Source organism: Streptomyces sp. NPDC047880 (assembly GCF_040706515.1).
Classification (GTDB): Bacteria; Actinomycetota; Actinomycetes; order Streptomycetales; family Streptomycetaceae; genus Streptomyces.
In genome coordinates, this window is the sequence record NZ_JBEZOK010000048.1 from 1 (window position 1) to 17,143 (window position 17,143).

Genomic DNA, 17,143 nt, shown 5'->3' on the forward strand with positions numbered 1-17,143 from the left:
GCCCTCGTACTGGGCGTACTCGGGCTTTCGGCCGGTGCGGCGAGAGGGCGTGCCGGGCGTCGCGACGGGGCGAACGTTGCCTGCCGCGGCACTAGCCGTACATCCGGCGCATCGCGAACTCGACCATCTGCTCCACGGCCTTCGCGTCGAACACCATGCGGTGCTCGCCCTCCATGTCGAGGACGAAGCCGTAGCCGGTCGGCAGCAGGTCCAGCACCTCGGCGCCGGTGATCACGAAGTACTTGGACTCCTTGCCCGCGTACCGGCGCAGCTCCTTGAGCGTGCTGAACATCGGGATCACCGGCTGCTGCGTGTTGTGCAGGGCGAGGAAGCCGGGGTTGTCGCCGCGCGGGCAGTAGACCTTCGACGTCGCGAAGACCTGCTGGAAGTCCTCGGCGGCCATCTGCCCCGTGGTGAAGGCGCGCACCGCGTCCGTGAGGGAGGGCGGGGACGGCTCGGGGTACAGCGGTGGCTGCTGCCCGTATCCGCCGGACATCGGCTGCTGCGGAGGGGCGTACTGCCCTTGCGGGCCCGCTGTCTGGTCGTAGCCGTACATGAGCGCAAGCGTACCGAGAGCGGACGGGCGGGCGGGCCGGTACGGCCGGTCCGGAAAACCGGCAGCGAGTCGACAGCGCCGGTCCTGCGGATCGCTGCGGCCGGCACTCCTGGCGTCGAGGTGTGAGCGCACGCGGCCCGACATCATGGCCGGCTGCCGGTCGTGCCCGTCGCTGAAGACGCCGTCGTCCTCCAGAGCGGCCGCTCAGGTTCCGCACGCCCGCGGCGTAGCCGTCCGTGGCGTGGACGGTGCCGCAGGCGTCCTTCGGGAAGGCGGCGCGACGGACGGCTGCACCGCGGAACTGACCGTTCCGGTGTGACCTGTCACAGATGACGGGTTCGGGGTTGCTTCTTATTACCGACGGGTAGCATCATCGTAGCTACTTGTTGGTACGTGAACTAGCGCGAGGATCCAGTGCCTCGCCGATCTCTCTACGGAGCCGGGAGCCGTCACCATGGGGCACTACAAGTCGAATCTCCGCGACATCGAGTTCAACCTCTTCGAGGTACTCGGGCGGGACAAGGTGTACGGCACCGGTCCGTTCGAGGAGATGGACGTCGAGACCGCGAAGAGCATCCTGGAGGAGCTGACCCGCCTCTCGGAGAACGAGCTGGCCGAGTCCTTCATCGACGCCGACCGCAACCCGCCGGTCTTCGACCCCGAGACCAACACCGCGCCGGTCCCGGCCTCCTTCAAGAAGAGCTACCAGGCCTTCATGGACTCCGAGTACTGGCGGCTCGGCCTCCCCGAGGAGATCGGCGGCACCACCTCGCCCCGCTCCCTGATCTGGGCCTACGCCGAGCTGATCCTGGGCGCCAACCCGGCCGTGTGGATGTACTCCTCGGGCCCGGCCTTCGCCGGCATCCTCTTCGAGGAGGGCAACGAGGTCCAGAAGCACATAGCCAAGGTCGCCACGGAGAAGCAGTGGGGCTCCACCATGGTGCTCACCGAGCCCGACGCGGGCTCCGACGTGGGCGCCGGCCGCACCAAGGCCGTGCAGCAGGAGGACGGCTCCTGGCACATCGAGGGTGTGAAGCGCTTCATCACCTCCGGTGAGCACGACATGTCGGAGAACATCCTCCACTACGTGCTGGCCCGCCCCGAGGGCGCCGGCCCCGGCACCAAGGGCCTGTCCCTCTTCCTCGTCCCGAAGTACCTCTTCGACTTCGAGACCGGCGAGCTGGGCGAGCGCAACGGCGTCTACGCCACGAACGTCGAGCACAAGATGGGCCTGAAGGCCTCCAACACCTGCGAGATGACCTTCGGCGACCAGCACCCCGCCAAGGGCTGGCTGATCGGCGACAAGCACGACGGCATCCGCCAGATGTTCCGCATCATCGAGTTCGCCCGCATGATGGTCGGCACGAAGGCGATCTCCACGCTCTCCACGGGCTACCTCAACGCCCTGGAGTACGCCAAGGAGCGTGTCCAGGGCCCCGACCTGGCGAACTTCATGGACAAGACCGCGCCCAAGGTCACCATCACCCACCACCCCGACGTGCGCCGCTCGCTCATGACGCAGAAGGCGTACGCGGAGGGCATGCGCGCCCTGGTGCTCCACACGGCCTCGATCCAGGACGAGATCCAGGTCAAGGAGGCCGCCGGCGAGGACGTCTCCGCTCTGGAGGCCCTGAACGACCTGCTCCTGCCCATCGTCAAGGGCTACGGCTCCGAGAAGGGCTACGAGCAGCTCGCCCAGTCGCTGCAGACCTTCGGCGGCTCCGGCTTCCTCCAGGAGTACCCGATCGAGCAGTACATCCGGGACTCCAAGATCGACACCCTCTACGAGGGCACCACGGCCATCCAGGGCCAGGACTTCTTCTTCCGGAAGATCGTCCGCAACCAGGGCGCCGCGCTGAACTCCCTCGCCGAGGACATCAAGAAGTTCCTCGCCCTCGGCACGGGCGGCGAGGAGCTGGCCGGTGCCCGCGAGCACCTCGCCAAGGCCGCCGTCGAGCTGGAGGCCATCGTCGGCCTGATGCTCACCGACCTCGCCGCCACCGAGCAGGACGTCAAGAACATCTACAAGGTGGGCCTCAACAGCACCCGCCTGCTGATGGCCTCCGGTGACGTCGTCGTCGGTTACCTGCTGCTCAAGGGTGCCGCGGTCGCCGCCGAGAAGCTGGAGACGGCCACCGCCAAGGACAAGGCCTTCTACACGGGCAAGATCGCCGCCGCGAAGTTCTTCGCCGCCAACGTCCTGCCGGGCGTCACCCTGGCCCGCAAGATCGCCGAGGGCGTCGAGCTGGACCTGATGGAGCTGGACGAGGCCGCGTTCTGATCCTTCACGTCCTCTGGACGAGGGCCCGTTCCCTTACCCGGGGAACGGGCCCTCGTCCGTCGTTAAAGTGAACCCATGACCGAACGAGCCCGCTTCGACCGCGGCCACACCGACGACCTCATGACCTTCCTGGCGGCGAGCCCCTCGCCGTACCACGCCGTGGCCACGGCCGCCGAGCGGCTGGAGAAGGCGGGCTTCAGGCAGGTCGCCGAGACGGACGCCTGGGACGGGACGAGCGGCGGCAAGTACGTCCTGCGCGGCGGCGCGATCGTCGCCTGGTACATGCCGGAGGGCGCCGCGCCCCACACGCCGTTCCGGATCGTCGGCGCCCACACCGACTCCCCCAACCTGCGCGTCAAGCCGCTCCCCGACAGCGGGGCGCACGGCTGGCGCCAGGTGGCCGTGGAGATCTACGGCGGACCGCTGCTCAACTCCTGGCTCGACCGTGACCTCGGCATCGCCGGCCGCCTGACCCTGCGCGACGGCTCGACGCGCCTGGTGAACGTGGACCGGCCGCTGCTGCGCGTCCCGCAGCTCGCCATCCACCTGGACCGCTCGGTCACCGCCGACGGTCTCAAGCTCGACAAGCAGCGGCACATGCAGCCGGTGTGGGGCCTCGGCCGTGACGTGCGCGACGGCGACCTGATCGCCTTCCTGGAGGAGACGGCCGGCATCCCGGCGGGCGAGGTCACCGGCTGGGACCTGATGACGCACTCCGTGGAACCGCCCGCCTACCTGGGCCGCGACCGCGAGCTGCTGGCCGGCCCGCGCATGGACAACCTCCTGTCGGTGCACGCCGGCACCGCCGCCCTCGCGGCCGTCGCCTCCTCCTCGTCGCAGCCGGCGTCCATCCCGGTCCTGGCCGCCTTCGACCACGAGGAGAACGGCTCCCAGTCGGACACCGGCGCGGACGGGCCGCTGCTCGGCAACGTGCTGGAACGCTCGGTGTTCGCCCGCGGCGGCTCCTACGAGGACCGGGCCCGCGCCTTCGCCGGCACGGTCTGCCTGTCCTCCGACACGGGCCACGCCGTCCACCCCAACTACGCGGAGCGGCACGACCCGACGCACCACCCGCGCGTCAACGGCGGCCCGATCCTCAAGGTCAACGTCAACAACCGCTACGCCACGGACGGTTCGGGCCGCGCGGAGTTCACGGCGGCCTGCGAGGCGGCCGACGTGCCCTTCCAGTCGTTCGTCTCCAACAACTCCATGCCCTGCGGCACCACGATCGGCCCGATCACCGCCGCCCGGCACGGCATCCGGACCGTCGACATCGGCGTGGCCATCCTTTCCATGCACAGCGTCCGCGAACTGTGCGGCGCCGACGACCCGTTCCTGCTCGCGAACGCGCTGACGGCGTTCCTGGAGAGGTAGAACGGGTCGTCACCGCATGGGTGTTCGCCTCGGGGGTACCCGGTGTTCCGGGACCGGAACGACCGGACCGTACAGGGAGGCGACACACATGGGCCTCGGCGGATGCATCATCCTCATCGCCGTGGGAGCCATCCTCACGTTCGCGACCGACTGGGACATGCAGGGGGTCAACCTCGACCTGGTCGGCATCATTCTGATGATCGTCGGACTGATCGGCGTCACCACGTTCAGCAGCATCGCCAGGCGCCGTCGCGTGGTGGTGCCCCCGACGACGCCCGGCGTCGTCGAGGACCCGGCGGTCCACCACCGCCGCGACGGCTACAGCGACGGATACGGCGTGTGACGTCCGGGGTTCTCAGGCGTCCATACCGGCCAGCACCAGCGGAAGCCGGTCCGCCCCTGCTTCGGTGAGTCGGACGGGGACACGCCAGTCCTGCTGGTGGACACGGCAGGCCGGGTACTCGTTGTCCGGGTCGTCGTCGCAGGAGGCGGCCGTCGCGGACACATGCAGCACACCCTCCGGAACGGCGGGGTCGAGTTCGAGGGCGCGGGACAGGCCCGTCCCCGCCCCCTCGCCGCCGCGCAGCAGCTCCGGCGGGGTGGAGGAGACCAGCAGGCGGGTCGAGGGGCCGTACCGGGTGTCCAGCCTCCGGCCGGCCGGGGCCTCACGTGCCGTCGACACCCGCCGTCACCGCCGCCAACGCGGCGTCGAAGCCCTTGCGCTCAACGGTCTTGTAGCCGGAGCGACCTCTGTCTATGTGGACCTTACGGACGGTCAGTCCGTTGCGTTCGGCCCAGGCACGGCAGTCGGCTTCCTGCCGTTCGATTGCGGTCTTGCCGTCCCGGTCGAGGGACAGGCGGAGGTACAGGTCGCAGATCGTGTCTTGGTGCACACACTCAGTGTGGTGACAAGTTCGGTGCTCTGTTGTCTATTTTCAGAAATCCAGGATGACGATGCGTCCTCGCAGGTCGGCGAGGGCGTACGGGTGACCGCCCGTATTCAGCCAGCCGCCCTTGCCGCGGAGTTCGGGGGCGCGTACGCGGGGGCTGCGGGGCGCGGGTCTTCCCTGGTTGCTCATGGGTCCAGGATGCCGGGAAACGCCGAAATGATTCGAACGGAGATTTCAGGCATAGAACACATGACTCATTGATTTTTGCATATCTGCACTAAATAGATGATCTTGCTGCAAGGTGTGTCAAAATCGAGCGTCGATTGGCACGAGGCGGGGGAGCCACCATGTCAGCACAGGCCCCGACGTTCGGTGAGGAACTTCGCCGGCGAAGGAACGAGTCCGGGAAATCGCTGACCGACATGGAACGGCTCGTCCATGCGACGAGGTCGCACCTGAGCAAGATCGAGCGGGGCCACCGCAACCCCAGCCTGGAACTGGCCCGCGCCTGCGACGCCAAACTGCGCGCCGACGGCGCGCTCCTCGCCCTGCTGCCCGCCGCGGCGCGGGCGCGTGAGGAGCGTCCCGCCTCGCACGGCGGCGACGGCGTGCCCTGGTCGCTGTGTGTGTCCGCCGACGGCGAGAGCACCTTCACGGCCAGCGACCCCGAGGCACTCGCGGACGGTCACGCCTCCGCCGTCGTGGCGCACTGGGCCGTCACGCCGGGCTGCCGGGAAGCCGTCTCGGTGGAGGCGTCGCTCCCCGTGTTCCACGCCGTGTTCGACGAGTACCGCCGGCTCGGCCAGTGCTCCGGGCCCGCCCTCGTGATCCCGCTGAGCAGCACGGCCACCGGGGCGCTGCGCGGTCTCGCCCACGGCGCCGCGCCCGCCGGCCGCGCCGCCGTGCTCCGGCTCGCCGCGCGCTTCGCCGAGTACACGGGCTGGATGTGGCAGGAGGCGGGCGACGACCGGGCCGCCCGCTGGTGGACCGAGCAGGCCGCACAACTGGCCGCCTCGTGCGGCGATCACGAGATGGCCGCGTACACACTGCTGCGCCGGGCCGAACTCGCCCTCTACGCAGGGGACGCGCAGACCACCGTGGAACTCGCGGAGGCGGCCGGCCGGCAGGCTCGCGGCCTGCGCACCAGGGAACTGGCCGCGCAGCGCGAGGCCCAGGGGTACGCGCTCATGGGCAGCGAGACGCAGTGTCTGCGCGCCCTCGACCGGGGAGCCGGACTCGTGGACGCCGCCCGGACGCAGACGGACGAGGCCCCCGCGCTGGGCAGCACCCACCTCCCCGACCTCGCCGCCTTCGTCGCGGCCTGGTGCCTGCGGGAACTCGGCGAGTCCGAGGCCGCCGTCACCCTGCTCGACGCGGGACAGGACACCATCGCCCCGCACGCCCTGCGGGCCCGCGCCCGGCACGGCGCCCGGCTGGCCCTCGCCCTCGCGGACGCCGACGAGGTCGACCGGGCCTGCGCGGTGGCCCGGTCCGTCGCCGAGGACGTGCGGACCACCGACTCCGCCACCGTACGGGCCGACTTGCGGCAACTGAGGTCGTCGCTGGCCACCCGGCGGAAACATCCCGCGGTCCGCGACCTCCTGCCGGTCATCGCCGCGAGCCTGCGTGGGGCCCGGACGACCTGAGGCTCCCCGCACCACCGCGCCCGGGCCGCGACAGCCGCCCGGGCGGCCTCCGACGACCGCCCCGGTCGCCTGTGTCCTGTTGGCACCGGAAGTGTCAACAGGCAACGCGTTGACCGTCCGTACGGCGGCTGAAAATGTCGGATTTACCCACCGTCGGCGCCGCGTCGGCGACCCATCTCCAACTCGCCCGCGGAGCACACGACTCCGGGCATCAGCCCAGCCCACCCGGACCTGCCGGGTGCGCGCCCTCTCACGAAACGAGGAACAGCATGGCTCCCCGTGTCTTCGTCAACTTCCGCCGTGCCGACACCGGTACGGCCGGTCCGCACCTGGACACAGCGCTCCGGGACGAGTTCGGCGAGCGGGAGGTGTTCCGGGACCAGCGGTCGATCGGCAAGGGCGCGCACTTCCCCGACGAGATCACGGGTGCCCTGCGCAAGTGCGACCTGCTGCTCGCGGTCATGGGCCACCGGTGGGCGACGGCGACGGACGACGCAGGCCGCCGCTGCATCGACGACCCGGAGGACTGGGTCCGCAAGGAGATCGCCCTGGCGTTCGCCTGGGGCATCGACGTCCTCCCGGTCCTGGTCGACGGCGCGGACATGCCGAACGCGTCCGAACTCCCGGCCGACATCCGCAACCTGAGCAGCCGCCAGTGCGTGTTCTTCCGGCCGCACCAGGAACACATCGACTTCCCGCCACTCTTCGAGGCGGTCCACAAGGCGGTTCCCGGCCTGCGCCGCAGGCGCCCCCGCCGGCCCCAGGGCGAGAGCGGCGGAGCCACGTACAACGTCGAGCGCTTCGACCACGGCTCGGCCAACTTCGGCGGCAACGGCAACACAGCCAACACGTACAACTTCGGCCCCGAGGAAGACGACGAGGAACGCCCATGAGCACGACTGACGACGTCCCCGCGCCCGGCGCCCCGGCCCCGGCACCCGCATCCGAGCCGAGACCGGACGCGCCGCCCCCCGGACCCGAGGAGCCGCCCGCCGCGGACGCCGGCGCGCCGGAGGACGCCGGCGAACCGGCCGGTCCCGGTCCGGACGACGACGACCGGGACGACGACGACCGGCCCGACGACGGCCGGGACGACGAGGGGCGGAGCGACGAAGAGCCCGGCGAGCAGGCCGACTCCCCGCCGGACGACGACCGGTCCCGGAAATCCGGGCAGCGGGCGCGCGACGCGGAGGACCGCTTCCGGGCCGAGATCGAGACCATCGCCGCCTTCCACGAGGCGTACAACAACGCCCTGGCCTTCGGCGGCAACGCCTACACGCTGAACGTCGGCACGGCCAAGGCCGCCGAACTCCACCGCATACGTCTCGACGCCACGGAGACGGCACGACTGCACCAGCTGCACCAGCCCGTCCCGCACCAGGAGCAGATGGCCGAAACGCTGCGCGAGCACCACCTCGTCACCCTGGTCGGGCGGTCGGGCAGCGGACGGGAGGACACAGGCACCTTCCTGCTGGCCGACCGGTGCGGCAGCGACCGGGTCTCCGTCCTGCACAGCGCCGACGCCGACCTGCTCCAGGCCCTGGTCGCACAGGCCCGGCGCTGCCTGAAGCGCGGGGAGGGCGTCCTGGTCGGTCTGGGCGGCCGGCGCCCCGGCAGGAGCACGCTCCAGGCGCTGAGCCTGCTCGCCCGTGCGCACGGGACGTACGTCGTCCTGGTCGTCGAGGACACCCGGACCGACGACGACCTCCCGGCCCCCTACGCCGTCCGGCACCTGCGCCCCGAGCCGCGGCCGGTGCTGGACGCGCACCTGAAGTCCGTGCTGGAGGCGCACCGCGCCCGGTGCACCGACCGCGACCGCTGCGACCGGGCACGGCTGCGCCGGTTCGCGGACGGGGTGCTGGACGACCCACGGGTGGGCGACAAGCTCGACGCCGCCCGCTCGATCGACTGGATCACGTCCTTCGCCCGGAACATCGCCGCGTGCCTGCACGGCACCGAGGACGCCCTGGACGTCCTTCTCGACACCCCTCACGAGGACTTGCGGAGCCTCGCCAGACGGTTCCTGAAGCTGTCGGAGACGCAGAACGCCGACGGGGAACCGTCCGCCTCGGAGGCCGAGACGCACCACCAGGCCGTGCGGATCTCCTACGTCCTCGGACACGATCTGCCGCTGTCCGACGTCCTGCGGATGGGCACGCGGCTGAGCGCGGAGATGCTGCGCGCCGAGTACCGGGAGTCGGCGCCCGCCCGGCCCGTCTTCGAGCTGGACCTGGACCGGCTGGTCGCACCGGGCATGGGCATCGCCGCCGAGGCCGGAGCCCACCTGTCCGACAACCCGCGCCGCGCCCGGCTCACGGACCCGGATCTGATGCCGGCGGTCATCGAGGTGATCTGGCACGGATTCGGCTGGCTGCGCGACCCGCTGGTCGCGTGGCTGCGGGCCCTGGCCGACGACCGTCTGGAGCGGGTCGGCGCCCGGGCCGCCGTGATCGTCGGCCATCTGCTCCGGCACGACTTCGACAGCGTGTACCGGGACGTGGTGAAGGACTGGGCACGCAGCCCGTCGGTGCGCGACCGCCGCTACGCCGCCATGGCGCTGTCGGTGGCGATGGCCGCCGACGATCCCCGGATCACGGCCCAGGTCGCCCGTCAGGTGCGGGACTGGTCCGGCAGCCCCAGTCCGCAACTCCAGGACAGCGCCGCGCGGACCTACGGGACGCAGGTGGGGACCCAGGACGTGCCGGGCACCCTGCGGGCCCTGCAAGGCCTGGGCGGCCGGCCCGCGCTCGACCCCTATGCCTCCGTCGCCTACTCGACCGCGGCGCTGTTCCTCGCCGAGGGCGGCGCGGCACCCGTCGCCGAGGCGCTCGGGCGGTGGATCCGTGCGGGCGACGGGCACCTGCCGCGGCACGCGGTCCGCACCCTGCTGGTCCTCGGCCCCCTGGCCGCGGGACCCGAGCTGCCGTCCCGTCCGACGCTCGCCCACCAGGCGATGGAGGACCCCGGGGGCGAGGAAACGCTGCTGCTGTTGTGGCAGCGCGCGCTGATCGACCCGGCCCATTCGGGCCAGGCCTGGCGCCTGCTGTGCGACTGGCTGGTCGCGGCCGACGAGGACGAGGAACTGACCCTTTTCCTGGAGAAGTTCGCGCTCCGGATGTGGCCGCCCAAGGACCGCCGCGCCCTGTTCAACCTGCGCCGGTGGGCGCGCCAACTGCCGGACGCCCGGTTGATCGCCCGGCTTCTGCGTGGCCTGAGCGGCGCTTGAGCCCCGGCGCACCTCGTACCGCCTTCTCCCGGCCGGCACCACCCGGCCCCGGCACATCACACCCGAAAACAGACCGACCCCACAGGAGGACCGACATGGCACGCCGCAAAGGCCTGTTCGCCACGCTGCGCGAGGCGTGGCGAACCTGGCGACGGAACCGGTACGACGACACCTTCGAGGAGGAGCCGGAGAGCGCGGGCTCCGACGACGGGGACGAGACCACCCGGCAGCCCCGCCGCAGGAAGGTTTTCGTGCAGTCCCTGCCCCCGGAGACACCGCTCTCCATGGCGGCGCGGGACGACGTCTTCTCCTACGAGGTGTTCCCGACGTTCCAGTGGAACAGCTCGGCGATGTCGCGGGAGACGCTGAAGGAACGCGTCGTGCACCACGAGGCGACGGCGCGCGAGGAGTTGCTGCGGGTCGGCTGGTCGGCCGCCCGCGACTGCGACCCGGCCGACCCGGTCGCCGCCGAGCGCGCGATCAACAAGAAGCTGTCGATCGACGGCAACTGGTGCTTCGACGACACCGAGGGCCTCATCCGGTGCACACCCTCGGTCCGGGTCCGGGTCGACCCCGCCCTGCGCGAGCACGTGCTGCCGCACCGTCTGAACGAGCTGACGCTCCGGGAGACGCAGCGCCTGGGCCTGATCAGGGCGGAGCGGGCGCGGGAGCTCACCGAGGCCTGGCTGAAGGTGATCAGCGACCTGGAGCTGATCGGTGAACTCGACGCCCACCAGAGGCGTCTGCTGGTCCCGTTCGCGGCCACGCTCGCCGACCAGGACTTCCGCAAGGTCATGGAGGGACTGCGCAGGCAGCGCCGTACCAGCGTCGACGCGCTGATCACGACGCTGGAGGGGGCGCGCGGCGCCCACCAGGAGGCCGGGCTGTTCGAGTTCGCCGACGCCTACGACAAGGCGATCGGCGCGTTCCGCCGGGAGATGGGGCTCAGCGAGTCGTCCTGGATCGAGGACGCCATCGCCTCCGAGGGGCCGGCCCTGTGAGCGCCGCACGCCGGCTTTCCGCCGCCGTCGCGGTGGTGGGCGTCCTTACGGCCGCCCCACTGCTCACCGGCTGCGAGGAAGAGGACGAGAGAGCCGGATGCGCCTGGACGAAGACCCAGGCGCCCGCCCCGGAGGACGACCGGACCGTCGTCCTCGTCGACGGTTCGGCATCCGTGCACGTCAAGAAGGCCGGGTCCCGGGGACCGGACTACGGGCGGACCGTCGACGGGCTCCTCGACAAGGAGGACGAGAAGGGGAAGACCGTCTCCATCGGCACCTTCGGCGGGCCCGCCGGGGACGTCGTGTGGACCGTGCAGGAGCGGCCCGGCGACTGGAAGGAGAGCAACGACAACCCGCGCAACCAGGAGCTGAACCGCCAGGGCGCGAACGACTGCCTGCGCGACGACCTCGCCACGGCCCAGCGGACCCGGCCCGTCGACGGGGGCACCGACGTCCTCGCCGCGCTGGCGGCGGGCGCCGAGATGCTCAGTGACGCGAAGGGCGAACGGCACCTGCTCGTGCTCAGCGACGGGCTGTCCACCACGGGCTGCGCCGACCTGCGGGGGGCGCGGTTCGGCTCGGCGCAGGACATCAAGTCGATCGTCTCGGTGTGCGCCGCGCGGGGGGAGTTCAGCGAACTCCCCCGTCTGTCGGGGGTGAAGGTCACGTTCGTGGGCCTGGGGCACTCCGCGGGGGGCCAGCCCTCCGCCGACACGGCCCAGCGCCTCTGGCTGCGCAAGCTGTGGACCACGCTGTGCGAGCGGGCCGGCGGCACGTGCGACGCCGAGGACTCCTCCGTCATGGCGCAGTCCCCCGCTCCGGCCCGGCCGGGTTCCCCGGGCGAGCCGGTGGTGCGCTACGGAGACAGCCGCTCCCGGACGATCACGCTGCCGGGCGCCGCCCTGTTCGACACGGACTCGCCGAGGCTGCGGCGCGCGGCCGTCAGCACGCTCGCCGACGTCGCCGCGACCGCACGCACCACCCCCTCGCTCGACCGGGTCGTGGTCAACGGCTACGTCGACCCGCGCGGCGGCTCGGGCAACGACCGCGAGCTGTCCCAGGACCGGGCGGACGCGGTGCGGGAGGTCCTCGTCGACCACGGGGTGGCCGCTTCCCGTGTGACGGCGCACGGCCGGGGCCGGTCACCGGGCTGCCCCGAGACCGAGGAGACGGCCGCCGGGGACATGACCCGGGAGCAGCGGTGGCAGTGCGACCGCCGCGTGGACATCGAGATCATCCGGAAGTGAGGCGAGGCATCCGCCATGAAAGTGAACGGCAGCAACGGTTCGAACGGGGGCGCCCGCGAGGCGCCCATACCCTGCCCCGGTAAGAAGTTCCTCCCCTTCGTGGGCCCGGACGGGCCCCGGCCCGCCGGGCGGCCGGCCGACCCCGTGGACAGCCGGGAACACGCCGTGCTGATGCGGGCCTTCACGCAGGCCAACAACGGCCTGGCCAAGGCCCAGCGGAACCTCGGGGAGCTGGGCACGACGCTGGTGGAGACGTTCCAGTCGGCGCTCACCGCGATCGACGCCGTGGAGCGTTTCACCGTCGGCCGGACGGCGGGCGAGGCCCGCAACCGGGTCCGCGCGATCCGGGTCCGGCACACCTCGGACGGGCCGGAGGGGCTGCGCCGCAGCCGCCGGCCCTGGTCGTGGCTCCAGTGGGTGATGCTGGGGCTGAGCGCCCTGTTCGACCTGCCCTTCGTCGGCCAGGCCACGGCGCAGGCCCTGAGCGTCGGCCCGGACGGCCCGTGGCAGACCGTGGTCTACGCCCTGTCCTTCCTGGTCGCCCTCGGGGTGTCCACCCTCCAGTTCGCGCTGAGCTGCTGGCTGGCGAGATCGCTGTTCCGGCTGCGGGTACGCGCCGCTCACCGCACCGAACGGGTGCGGCGCGCGCCCTGGCCCGCACTGCGGCACGCGCTGCGGCTGGACGGCCCCCGCACCGAGACCCGGCGGCCGGACGGTCTCCCCTGGTCCGCGCCGGTCCTTCCGGTCCTCGCCAACCTGCTGCTCCTCGGCCTGCTCGCCACGACCGCCTACACGCGGACGGACCAGAGCAACCCGCTGGCCTTCGACACGGCCGGCACGGTGATGGCCGTCTTCCTCATCGTCTCGCTCGGTCTCGCCACCGCGGCGACGGCCGTCCTCGCGCACAATCCCTACGCCGAGGCCGACAAGGCGGCCTCCGGCTCCGCGTCCGCCGCCGAGGAGAGCGCGGACCGGCTCGTGTCCGAGGCGCGGCAGCGACTCGTCTCGCACAGCACCTCCTGGCACCGGCTGCGCTCCGCCCTGGAGCAGGCGGAGGCCGACGCGCACCGCGCCGTGGACGACGCCTGCGTCCTGATGCTCGAGGAGCGGGCCGAGAGCGGCGTCGCCGGCACCCTGGAACTGCCGCTGCGCGGCTACGCATGGCCGGCCGGCCCGGACCGGGCCGGGGGAGACGGCAGGACCGCCCTGCCCCGGCTGCGCCTGGAAATGCTGGAGCACGGCGACGGGCTGCTGGACCGGTACGCACCGACCCGGCTGGAGAACTGGCTGGAGGAGACCGTCGAGGAACTGAACGAGCAGTTCTCACAGCCGGACATCGAACCTCCCGACGCCCCGCCGGCCGAGGAGCCGCCCGACACCCGGCCCGGCACCCCGCCCGGGCCCGAGACCCCGCCCGGGCCCGACGGGGCATCCCCCGGATGACCGGCGGCCCGGGCCTCGACGAACAGCGCCTCAAGCACCTGGAGCTGCTCCAGAGCGTGATCGCCCGGCTCGGCAACAACTCGTTCCTGATCAAGGGCTGGTGCATCACGCTGAGCGGGGTGCTCGTCGCGGTCGCGGACCGGAGGCCGGGCCGCGCGACGATCCCCGTGGTCCTGGCCCTCGCCGTCGGCTTCTGGCTGCTCGACGGCTACTACCTCCGCCAGGAGCGGCTGTTCCGCGCCCTCTACGAGAAGGTCGTCAGCGACCGGGACGACCCGCCACCCCCGTTCACCATGGACGCCGAGCGCCACGGCGGGACGGTGTCCTGGCTCGCCGTGCTGCTGTCCCGGCCGATGCTGTTCTGCTACGGCGTGCTGGCCGCGGCCAACAGCCTGCTTCTCGTCTTCCTGAGCTGAGGCGCGCCGGGCCGGGACGGGCTCACCCGCCGGCCGGGCGGGCCGACCAGGGCCGCCGGTCCGGGCCCGGCCGGCGGCCGGCACCGGCGACCGGTGTCCAGGGCAGCAGGATGCCGTCGCCGTCGCGGCGCGGCACCAGGTGGACGTGCATGTGCCGCACGGTCTGCGTGGCGGCGGCGCCCCGCGACGTGATGACGTTGCAGTCGCCCATCTCGGCGGCGAGTTCCGCGACGCGCCGCATCGTCGCCGCGGACACCAGCGGGTCCGCCGCCACGTCCGGGACGTGCGTCTTGGGCAGCACCAGCACGTGGCCCGCCGTGACGCCCCCGCCGCGGGGCAGGATCGCCAGCGCGTCGGGCCAGTCGCGCAGCACCTGGGCGGGGGCGAGCCCGCGCACGATGCGGCAGAACGGGCACGTGACCGCGGTGCGCGGGCCGTCGGCGGCCGGCTCCTCGGGAAGATCGCGGTCCTCTGCTGCCCGGTGCATGTCCCCTCCAGGGTGCGGACGTGACGGCTGCTCACCGTCACCGTACGGTTGCCTTCGCCCGGACGGACCCGGGGCCGGCGCCGGTGCCGGACGGGCCTCGGCCCTTCGGCCTATCGGCGGCGTTTCGGACCGGGCCGCGGGGAAGCCCTGGTCTCATGAGATTCCTCGTGTACGACCGGCTCCTCGGTTTCGGTGACGACTACTGGATCGAGGACGACCGCGGCAGCAAGGCGTTCCTCGTCGACGGCAAGGCCCTGCGGCTGCGGGACACCTGGGAGCTGAAGGACACCCAGGGGCGCGTCCTCGTCGACATCCACCAGAAGATGCTCGCCCTGCGCGACACCATGGTGCTCCAGCGCGGCGGGGAACCGCTGGCGACCATTCGCAGGAAACGGCTGTCCCTGCTGCGCAACCACTACCGGGTGGCGTTGGCCGACGGCAACGAGCTGGACGTCAGCGGCAAGATCCTCGACCGGGAGTTCGCCGTCGAGTTCGACGGGGAGCTGCTGGCGGTGATCTCCCGGCGGTGGCTGACCGTACGGGACACCTACGGCGTGGACGTCGTCCGCGAGGACGCCGATCCGGCGCTGCTGATCGCGGTGGCCGTGTGCGTGATCCACCTGGCGGAGAAGGAACGGGAGGACTGAGCCGCCCGGGCGTCCACGTACGCCCAGGGGCGTCCTCAGGGCCTGCGCGGCGGCTGGAGTCCCAGCATCCGGTCCTTCAGCGCCGGGAACTGCTCCCGGGTCGCCGCGACCTTCCCCGGGTCGAACTCCACCGTGAGGACCTCCTCGCCGGCACCGGCCTGCCCCAGCACCTCGCCCCACGGGTCGACCACGATCGAGTGACCGGCCTGGGGAACTCCGGCGTGCGTCCCGGCCGTTGCGCAGGCGACGAGGAACGACTGGTTCTCCACGGCCCGGGCCTGGGCCAGCAGCGTCCAGTGGGCGCGGCGGCGCTCCGGCCAGCCCGCCGACACCACGAGCGTCTCCGCACCGGCGTCGACCAGACCGCGGAAGAGCTCGGGGAAGCGGAGGTCGTAGCAGGTGGACAGGCCGAGGGTCGTCTCGGGCAGACGCACCGTCACCAGCTCGCTGCCCGCCCCCATCAGCACGGCCTCGCCCTGGTCGAAGCCGAAGCGGTGGATCTTGCGGTAGGCGGCGGCCAGGTCGCCGGAGGGGGAGAAGACCAGGGAGGTGTTGTAGAGCGGGCCGTCGGGGTCCCGCTCCGGGACGGAGCCCGCGTGCAGCCAGACGCCCGCGTCGCTCGCGGCCTTCGCCATCGCCTCGTACGTCGGCCCGTCGAGCGGCTCGGCCTCACGCCCGAACTCCTCGTAGGCGAAGGCACCCGTGGTCCACAGCTCCGGCAGGACGACGAGATCGGCTCCGGCCTGCTCCCGGACCAGCGCCGCCACGCGCCGGCGGCGCGCTTCGACCGATTCGTCCTCGTTCACGGCGATCTGGATCACAGAGGCGCGCACACTACCACCGTCCTGGCATTCGAGCCGTCCACACGGGCCTACGATCGTCACACGAAAGCACTGCCGGGGTGCCTCACAGCAGCGTAACTTAGCTCGCAAGACGCCCGCCGACAGCCGCCACCTCCCACTGGCAACGCCGCCACCACCTGCCCGTGACCGAACCGCCGAGGGGTCCCGTTCCGTGAGTCTGCATCCCACCCTCCAGCCCTACGCCGATGCCTGGACCCACTCCGTCGAAGCGATAGCCGAGCTGCTCCAGCCGCTCGCGGAGGCCGAATGGAACCGGCGGACGCCGTGCCCCGGGTGGTCGGTGCGGGACGTGGTCTCCCACGTCATCGGTCTGGACTGCGAGATGCTCGGCGACCCGCGTCCCATCCACAGCCTCCCGCGTGACCTCTTCCACGTCACCAACGAGCACCAGCGCTACATGGAGATGCAGGTCGACGTCCGCCGCCACCACACGGCGCCGGAGATGACCTCCGAGCTGGAGTACGTGATCATCCGCCGCAACCGGCAGCTGCGGAACGAGTCGCGCGACCCGGGCACGACGGTGCGGGGGCCGCTCGGCAGCGAACTCACCCTGGAGGAGTCGATGCGGCGGCACGCGTTCGACGTGTGGGTGCACGAGCAGGATCTGCGCACCGCCCTCGGCCGCCCCGGCAACCTCGACTCCCCCGGCGCGCTCATCACCCGTGACGTGCTCCTCGGCGAACTCCCGCGCGTGGTCGCCGAGAACGCGCAGGCACCGCGCAGCTCGGCGATCGTCTTCGACGTGCACGGTCCGGTGGAATTCCTGCGCACGATCCGCGTCGACATCCAGGGCCGCGGCACCCTGGAAACGGCCCCGGCCCTCGGCCCGGCCGCCACCCTCACCCTCGACTGGGAGACGTACGTCCGCCTGGCCTGCGGCCGCGTCACCCCGGAGTCGGTCTCCGACCGCCTGAAGACGGAGGGCGACCCGGATCTGGCGGCGGCGATCCTGAACAACTTCAGGGTGACGCCCGCCGCGTCCGGGCTGCCGGTCCTGGTCGTCGACGACCCGCGCGCGCAGATGGGCGAGCTGGCCGCCACGATCTACGGCCACCCCGGCCGGGAC

The 17,143-nt window shown here is 72.0% G+C and carries 16 protein-coding genes and 2 pseudogenes; 12 read left to right on the top strand and 6 right to left on the bottom strand.

The window, feature by feature from the left end; genetic code table 11:
- Window positions 1-91: 91 nt before the first annotated feature.
- Window positions 92-556, bottom strand: coding sequence for an SseB family protein (locus AB0937_RS38150; RefSeq protein WP_030846788.1), 465 nt, complete (start codon window positions 554-556; stop codon window positions 92-94).
- 454 nt (window positions 557-1,010) lie between these two features.
- Here AB0937_RS38150 and AB0937_RS38155 point away from each other — a divergent pair, with 454 nt between their 5' ends.
- The 3 genes from AB0937_RS38155 (at window position 1,011) to AB0937_RS38165 (ending at window position 4,554) form a co-directional block, all read left to right on the top strand.
- The gene (locus tag AB0937_RS38155) at window positions 1,011-2,837 is read left to right on the top strand and encodes an acyl-CoA dehydrogenase (protein ID WP_366718760.1); all 1,827 of its coding nucleotides are present in this window, start codon (window positions 1,011-1,013) and stop codon (window positions 2,835-2,837) included.
- A 75-nt stretch (window positions 2,838-2,912) separates the two neighbouring features.
- Complete coding sequence (locus AB0937_RS38160) at window positions 2,913-4,211, top strand: M18 family aminopeptidase (RefSeq protein WP_366718762.1); 1,299 nt, start codon at window positions 2,913-2,915, stop codon at window positions 4,209-4,211.
- A gap of 88 nt (window positions 4,212-4,299) precedes the next feature.
- Window positions 4,300-4,554, top strand: a complete 255-nt coding sequence (locus AB0937_RS38165) for a DUF6458 family protein (protein ID WP_030846811.1) — start codon at window positions 4,300-4,302, stop codon at window positions 4,552-4,554.
- A gap of 12 nt (window positions 4,555-4,566) precedes the next feature.
- Here AB0937_RS38165 and AB0937_RS38170 read toward each other — a convergent pair.
- From AB0937_RS38170 to AB0937_RS38180, 3 genes and pseudogenes are all read right to left on the bottom strand, one after another.
- Window positions 4,567-4,878 (bottom strand): annotated as a pseudogene (locus tag AB0937_RS38170) (alkyl hydroperoxide reductase); the annotation flags it as partial.
- On the bottom strand, window positions 4,877-5,104 hold the full coding sequence (locus AB0937_RS38175; protein ID WP_366718764.1) for a recombinase family protein: 228 nt from the start codon (window positions 5,102-5,104) through the stop codon (window positions 4,877-4,879). The pseudogene AB0937_RS38170 and the gene AB0937_RS38175, both read right to left, overlap by 2 nt.
- Window positions 5,105-5,146: 42 nt before the next feature.
- A complete protein-coding gene (locus tag AB0937_RS38180) occupies window positions 5,147-5,290 on the bottom strand; it encodes a hypothetical protein (protein ID WP_366718783.1) in 144 nt (47 codons plus the stop codon).
- A gap of 158 nt (window positions 5,291-5,448) precedes the next feature.
- On the opposite strand from AB0937_RS38180, the gene AB0937_RS38185 reads away from it, so the two are divergent.
- The 7 genes from AB0937_RS38185 (at window position 5,449) to AB0937_RS38215 (ending at window position 14,080) form a co-directional block, all read left to right on the top strand.
- Window positions 5,449-6,747: a helix-turn-helix transcriptional regulator gene (locus AB0937_RS38185; protein WP_366718765.1), complete on the top strand. Its 1,299-nt coding sequence runs from the start codon at window positions 5,449-5,451 to the stop codon at window positions 6,745-6,747.
- 269 nt (window positions 6,748-7,016) lie between these two features.
- The gene (locus AB0937_RS38190; protein ID WP_366718767.1) at window positions 7,017-7,640 is read left to right on the top strand and encodes a toll/interleukin-1 receptor domain-containing protein; all 624 of its coding nucleotides are present in this window, start codon (window positions 7,017-7,019) and stop codon (window positions 7,638-7,640) included.
- On the top strand, window positions 7,637-9,973 hold the full coding sequence (locus AB0937_RS38195) for a hypothetical protein (protein WP_366718768.1): 2,337 nt from the start codon (window positions 7,637-7,639) through the stop codon (window positions 9,971-9,973). The genes AB0937_RS38190 and AB0937_RS38195 overlap by 4 nt, the downstream gene beginning before the upstream one ends.
- A 95-nt stretch (window positions 9,974-10,068) precedes the next feature.
- On the top strand, window positions 10,069-10,974 hold the full coding sequence (locus AB0937_RS38200; RefSeq protein ID WP_366718770.1) for a hypothetical protein: 906 nt from the start codon (window positions 10,069-10,071) through the stop codon (window positions 10,972-10,974).
- Window positions 10,971-12,221 carry an OmpA family protein gene (locus tag AB0937_RS38205; RefSeq protein WP_366718772.1) on the top strand — a complete coding sequence of 417 codons (1,251 nt, stop codon included), beginning with the start codon at window positions 10,971-10,973 and terminating at the stop codon, window positions 12,219-12,221. The genes AB0937_RS38200 and AB0937_RS38205 overlap by 4 nt, the downstream gene beginning before the upstream one ends.
- A gap of 99 nt (window positions 12,222-12,320) precedes the next feature.
- Window positions 12,321-13,664: a hypothetical protein gene (locus AB0937_RS38210; RefSeq protein WP_366718774.1), complete on the top strand. Its 1,344-nt coding sequence runs from the start codon at window positions 12,321-12,323 to the stop codon at window positions 13,662-13,664.
- Entirely contained in the window at window positions 13,661-14,080 is a 420-nt protein-coding gene (locus AB0937_RS38215; protein WP_366718775.1) for a hypothetical protein, read from the top strand. The genes AB0937_RS38210 and AB0937_RS38215 overlap by 4 nt, the downstream gene beginning before the upstream one ends.
- A gap of 22 nt (window positions 14,081-14,102) precedes the next feature.
- On the opposite strand, the gene AB0937_RS38220 is transcribed toward AB0937_RS38215, so the two are convergent.
- Window positions 14,103-14,567, bottom strand: coding sequence for an HIT family protein (locus AB0937_RS38220; protein ID WP_366718777.1), 465 nt, complete (start codon window positions 14,565-14,567; stop codon window positions 14,103-14,105).
- A gap of 155 nt (window positions 14,568-14,722) precedes the next feature.
- Between AB0937_RS38220 and AB0937_RS38225 the strand changes: the two genes are divergently transcribed.
- Complete coding sequence (locus AB0937_RS38225; protein WP_366718779.1) at window positions 14,723-15,214, top strand: LURP-one-related family protein; 492 nt, start codon at window positions 14,723-14,725, stop codon at window positions 15,212-15,214.
- Window positions 15,215-15,249: 35 nt separating this feature from the next.
- Here AB0937_RS38225 and AB0937_RS38230 read toward each other — a convergent pair whose 3' ends face one another.
- Complete coding sequence (locus AB0937_RS38230; RefSeq protein WP_366718781.1) at window positions 15,250-16,047, bottom strand: carbon-nitrogen family hydrolase; 798 nt, start codon at window positions 16,045-16,047, stop codon at window positions 15,250-15,252.
- A gap of 181 nt (window positions 16,048-16,228) precedes the next feature.
- Here AB0937_RS38230 and AB0937_RS38235 point away from each other — a divergent pair.
- Window positions 16,229-17,047 (top strand): annotated as a pseudogene (locus AB0937_RS38235) (maleylpyruvate isomerase family mycothiol-dependent enzyme); the annotation flags it as partial.
- Window positions 17,048-17,143: the final 96 nt, after the last annotated feature.

Excerpts from the sequence above, each read along its gene's own strand:
- AB0937_RS38200 (WP_366718770.1), top strand. The coding sequence starts at position 10,069 with ATGGCACGCCGCAAAGGCCTGTTCGCCACGCTGCGCGAGGCGTGGCGA.
- AB0937_RS38185 (WP_366718765.1), top strand. The coding sequence starts at position 5,449 with ATGTCAGCACAGGCCCCGACGTTCGGTGAGGAACTTCGCCGGCGAAGG.
- AB0937_RS38160 (WP_366718762.1), top strand. The coding sequence starts at position 2,913 with ATGACCGAACGAGCCCGCTTCGACCGCGGCCACACCGACGACCTCATG.
- AB0937_RS38150 (WP_030846788.1), bottom strand. The coding sequence starts at position 556 with ATGTACGGCTACGACCAGACAGCGGGCCCGCAAGGGCAGTACGCCCCT.
- AB0937_RS38190 (WP_366718767.1), top strand. The coding sequence starts at position 7,017 with ATGGCTCCCCGTGTCTTCGTCAACTTCCGCCGTGCCGACACCGGTACG.
- AB0937_RS38180 (WP_366718783.1), bottom strand. The coding sequence starts at position 5,290 with ATGAGCAACCAGGGAAGACCCGCGCCCCGCAGCCCCCGCGTACGCGCC.
- AB0937_RS38195 (WP_366718768.1), top strand. The coding sequence starts at position 7,637 with ATGAGCACGACTGACGACGTCCCCGCGCCCGGCGCCCCGGCCCCGGCA.
- AB0937_RS38220 (WP_366718777.1), bottom strand. The coding sequence starts at position 14,567 with ATGCACCGGGCAGCAGAGGACCGCGATCTTCCCGAGGAGCCGGCCGCC.
- AB0937_RS38215 (WP_366718775.1), top strand. The coding sequence starts at position 13,661 with ATGACCGGCGGCCCGGGCCTCGACGAACAGCGCCTCAAGCACCTGGAG.
- AB0937_RS38155 (WP_366718760.1), top strand. The coding sequence starts at position 1,011 with ATGGGGCACTACAAGTCGAATCTCCGCGACATCGAGTTCAACCTCTTC.
- AB0937_RS38165 (WP_030846811.1), top strand. The coding sequence starts at position 4,300 with ATGGGCCTCGGCGGATGCATCATCCTCATCGCCGTGGGAGCCATCCTC.
- AB0937_RS38225 (WP_366718779.1), top strand. The coding sequence starts at position 14,723 with ATGAGATTCCTCGTGTACGACCGGCTCCTCGGTTTCGGTGACGACTAC.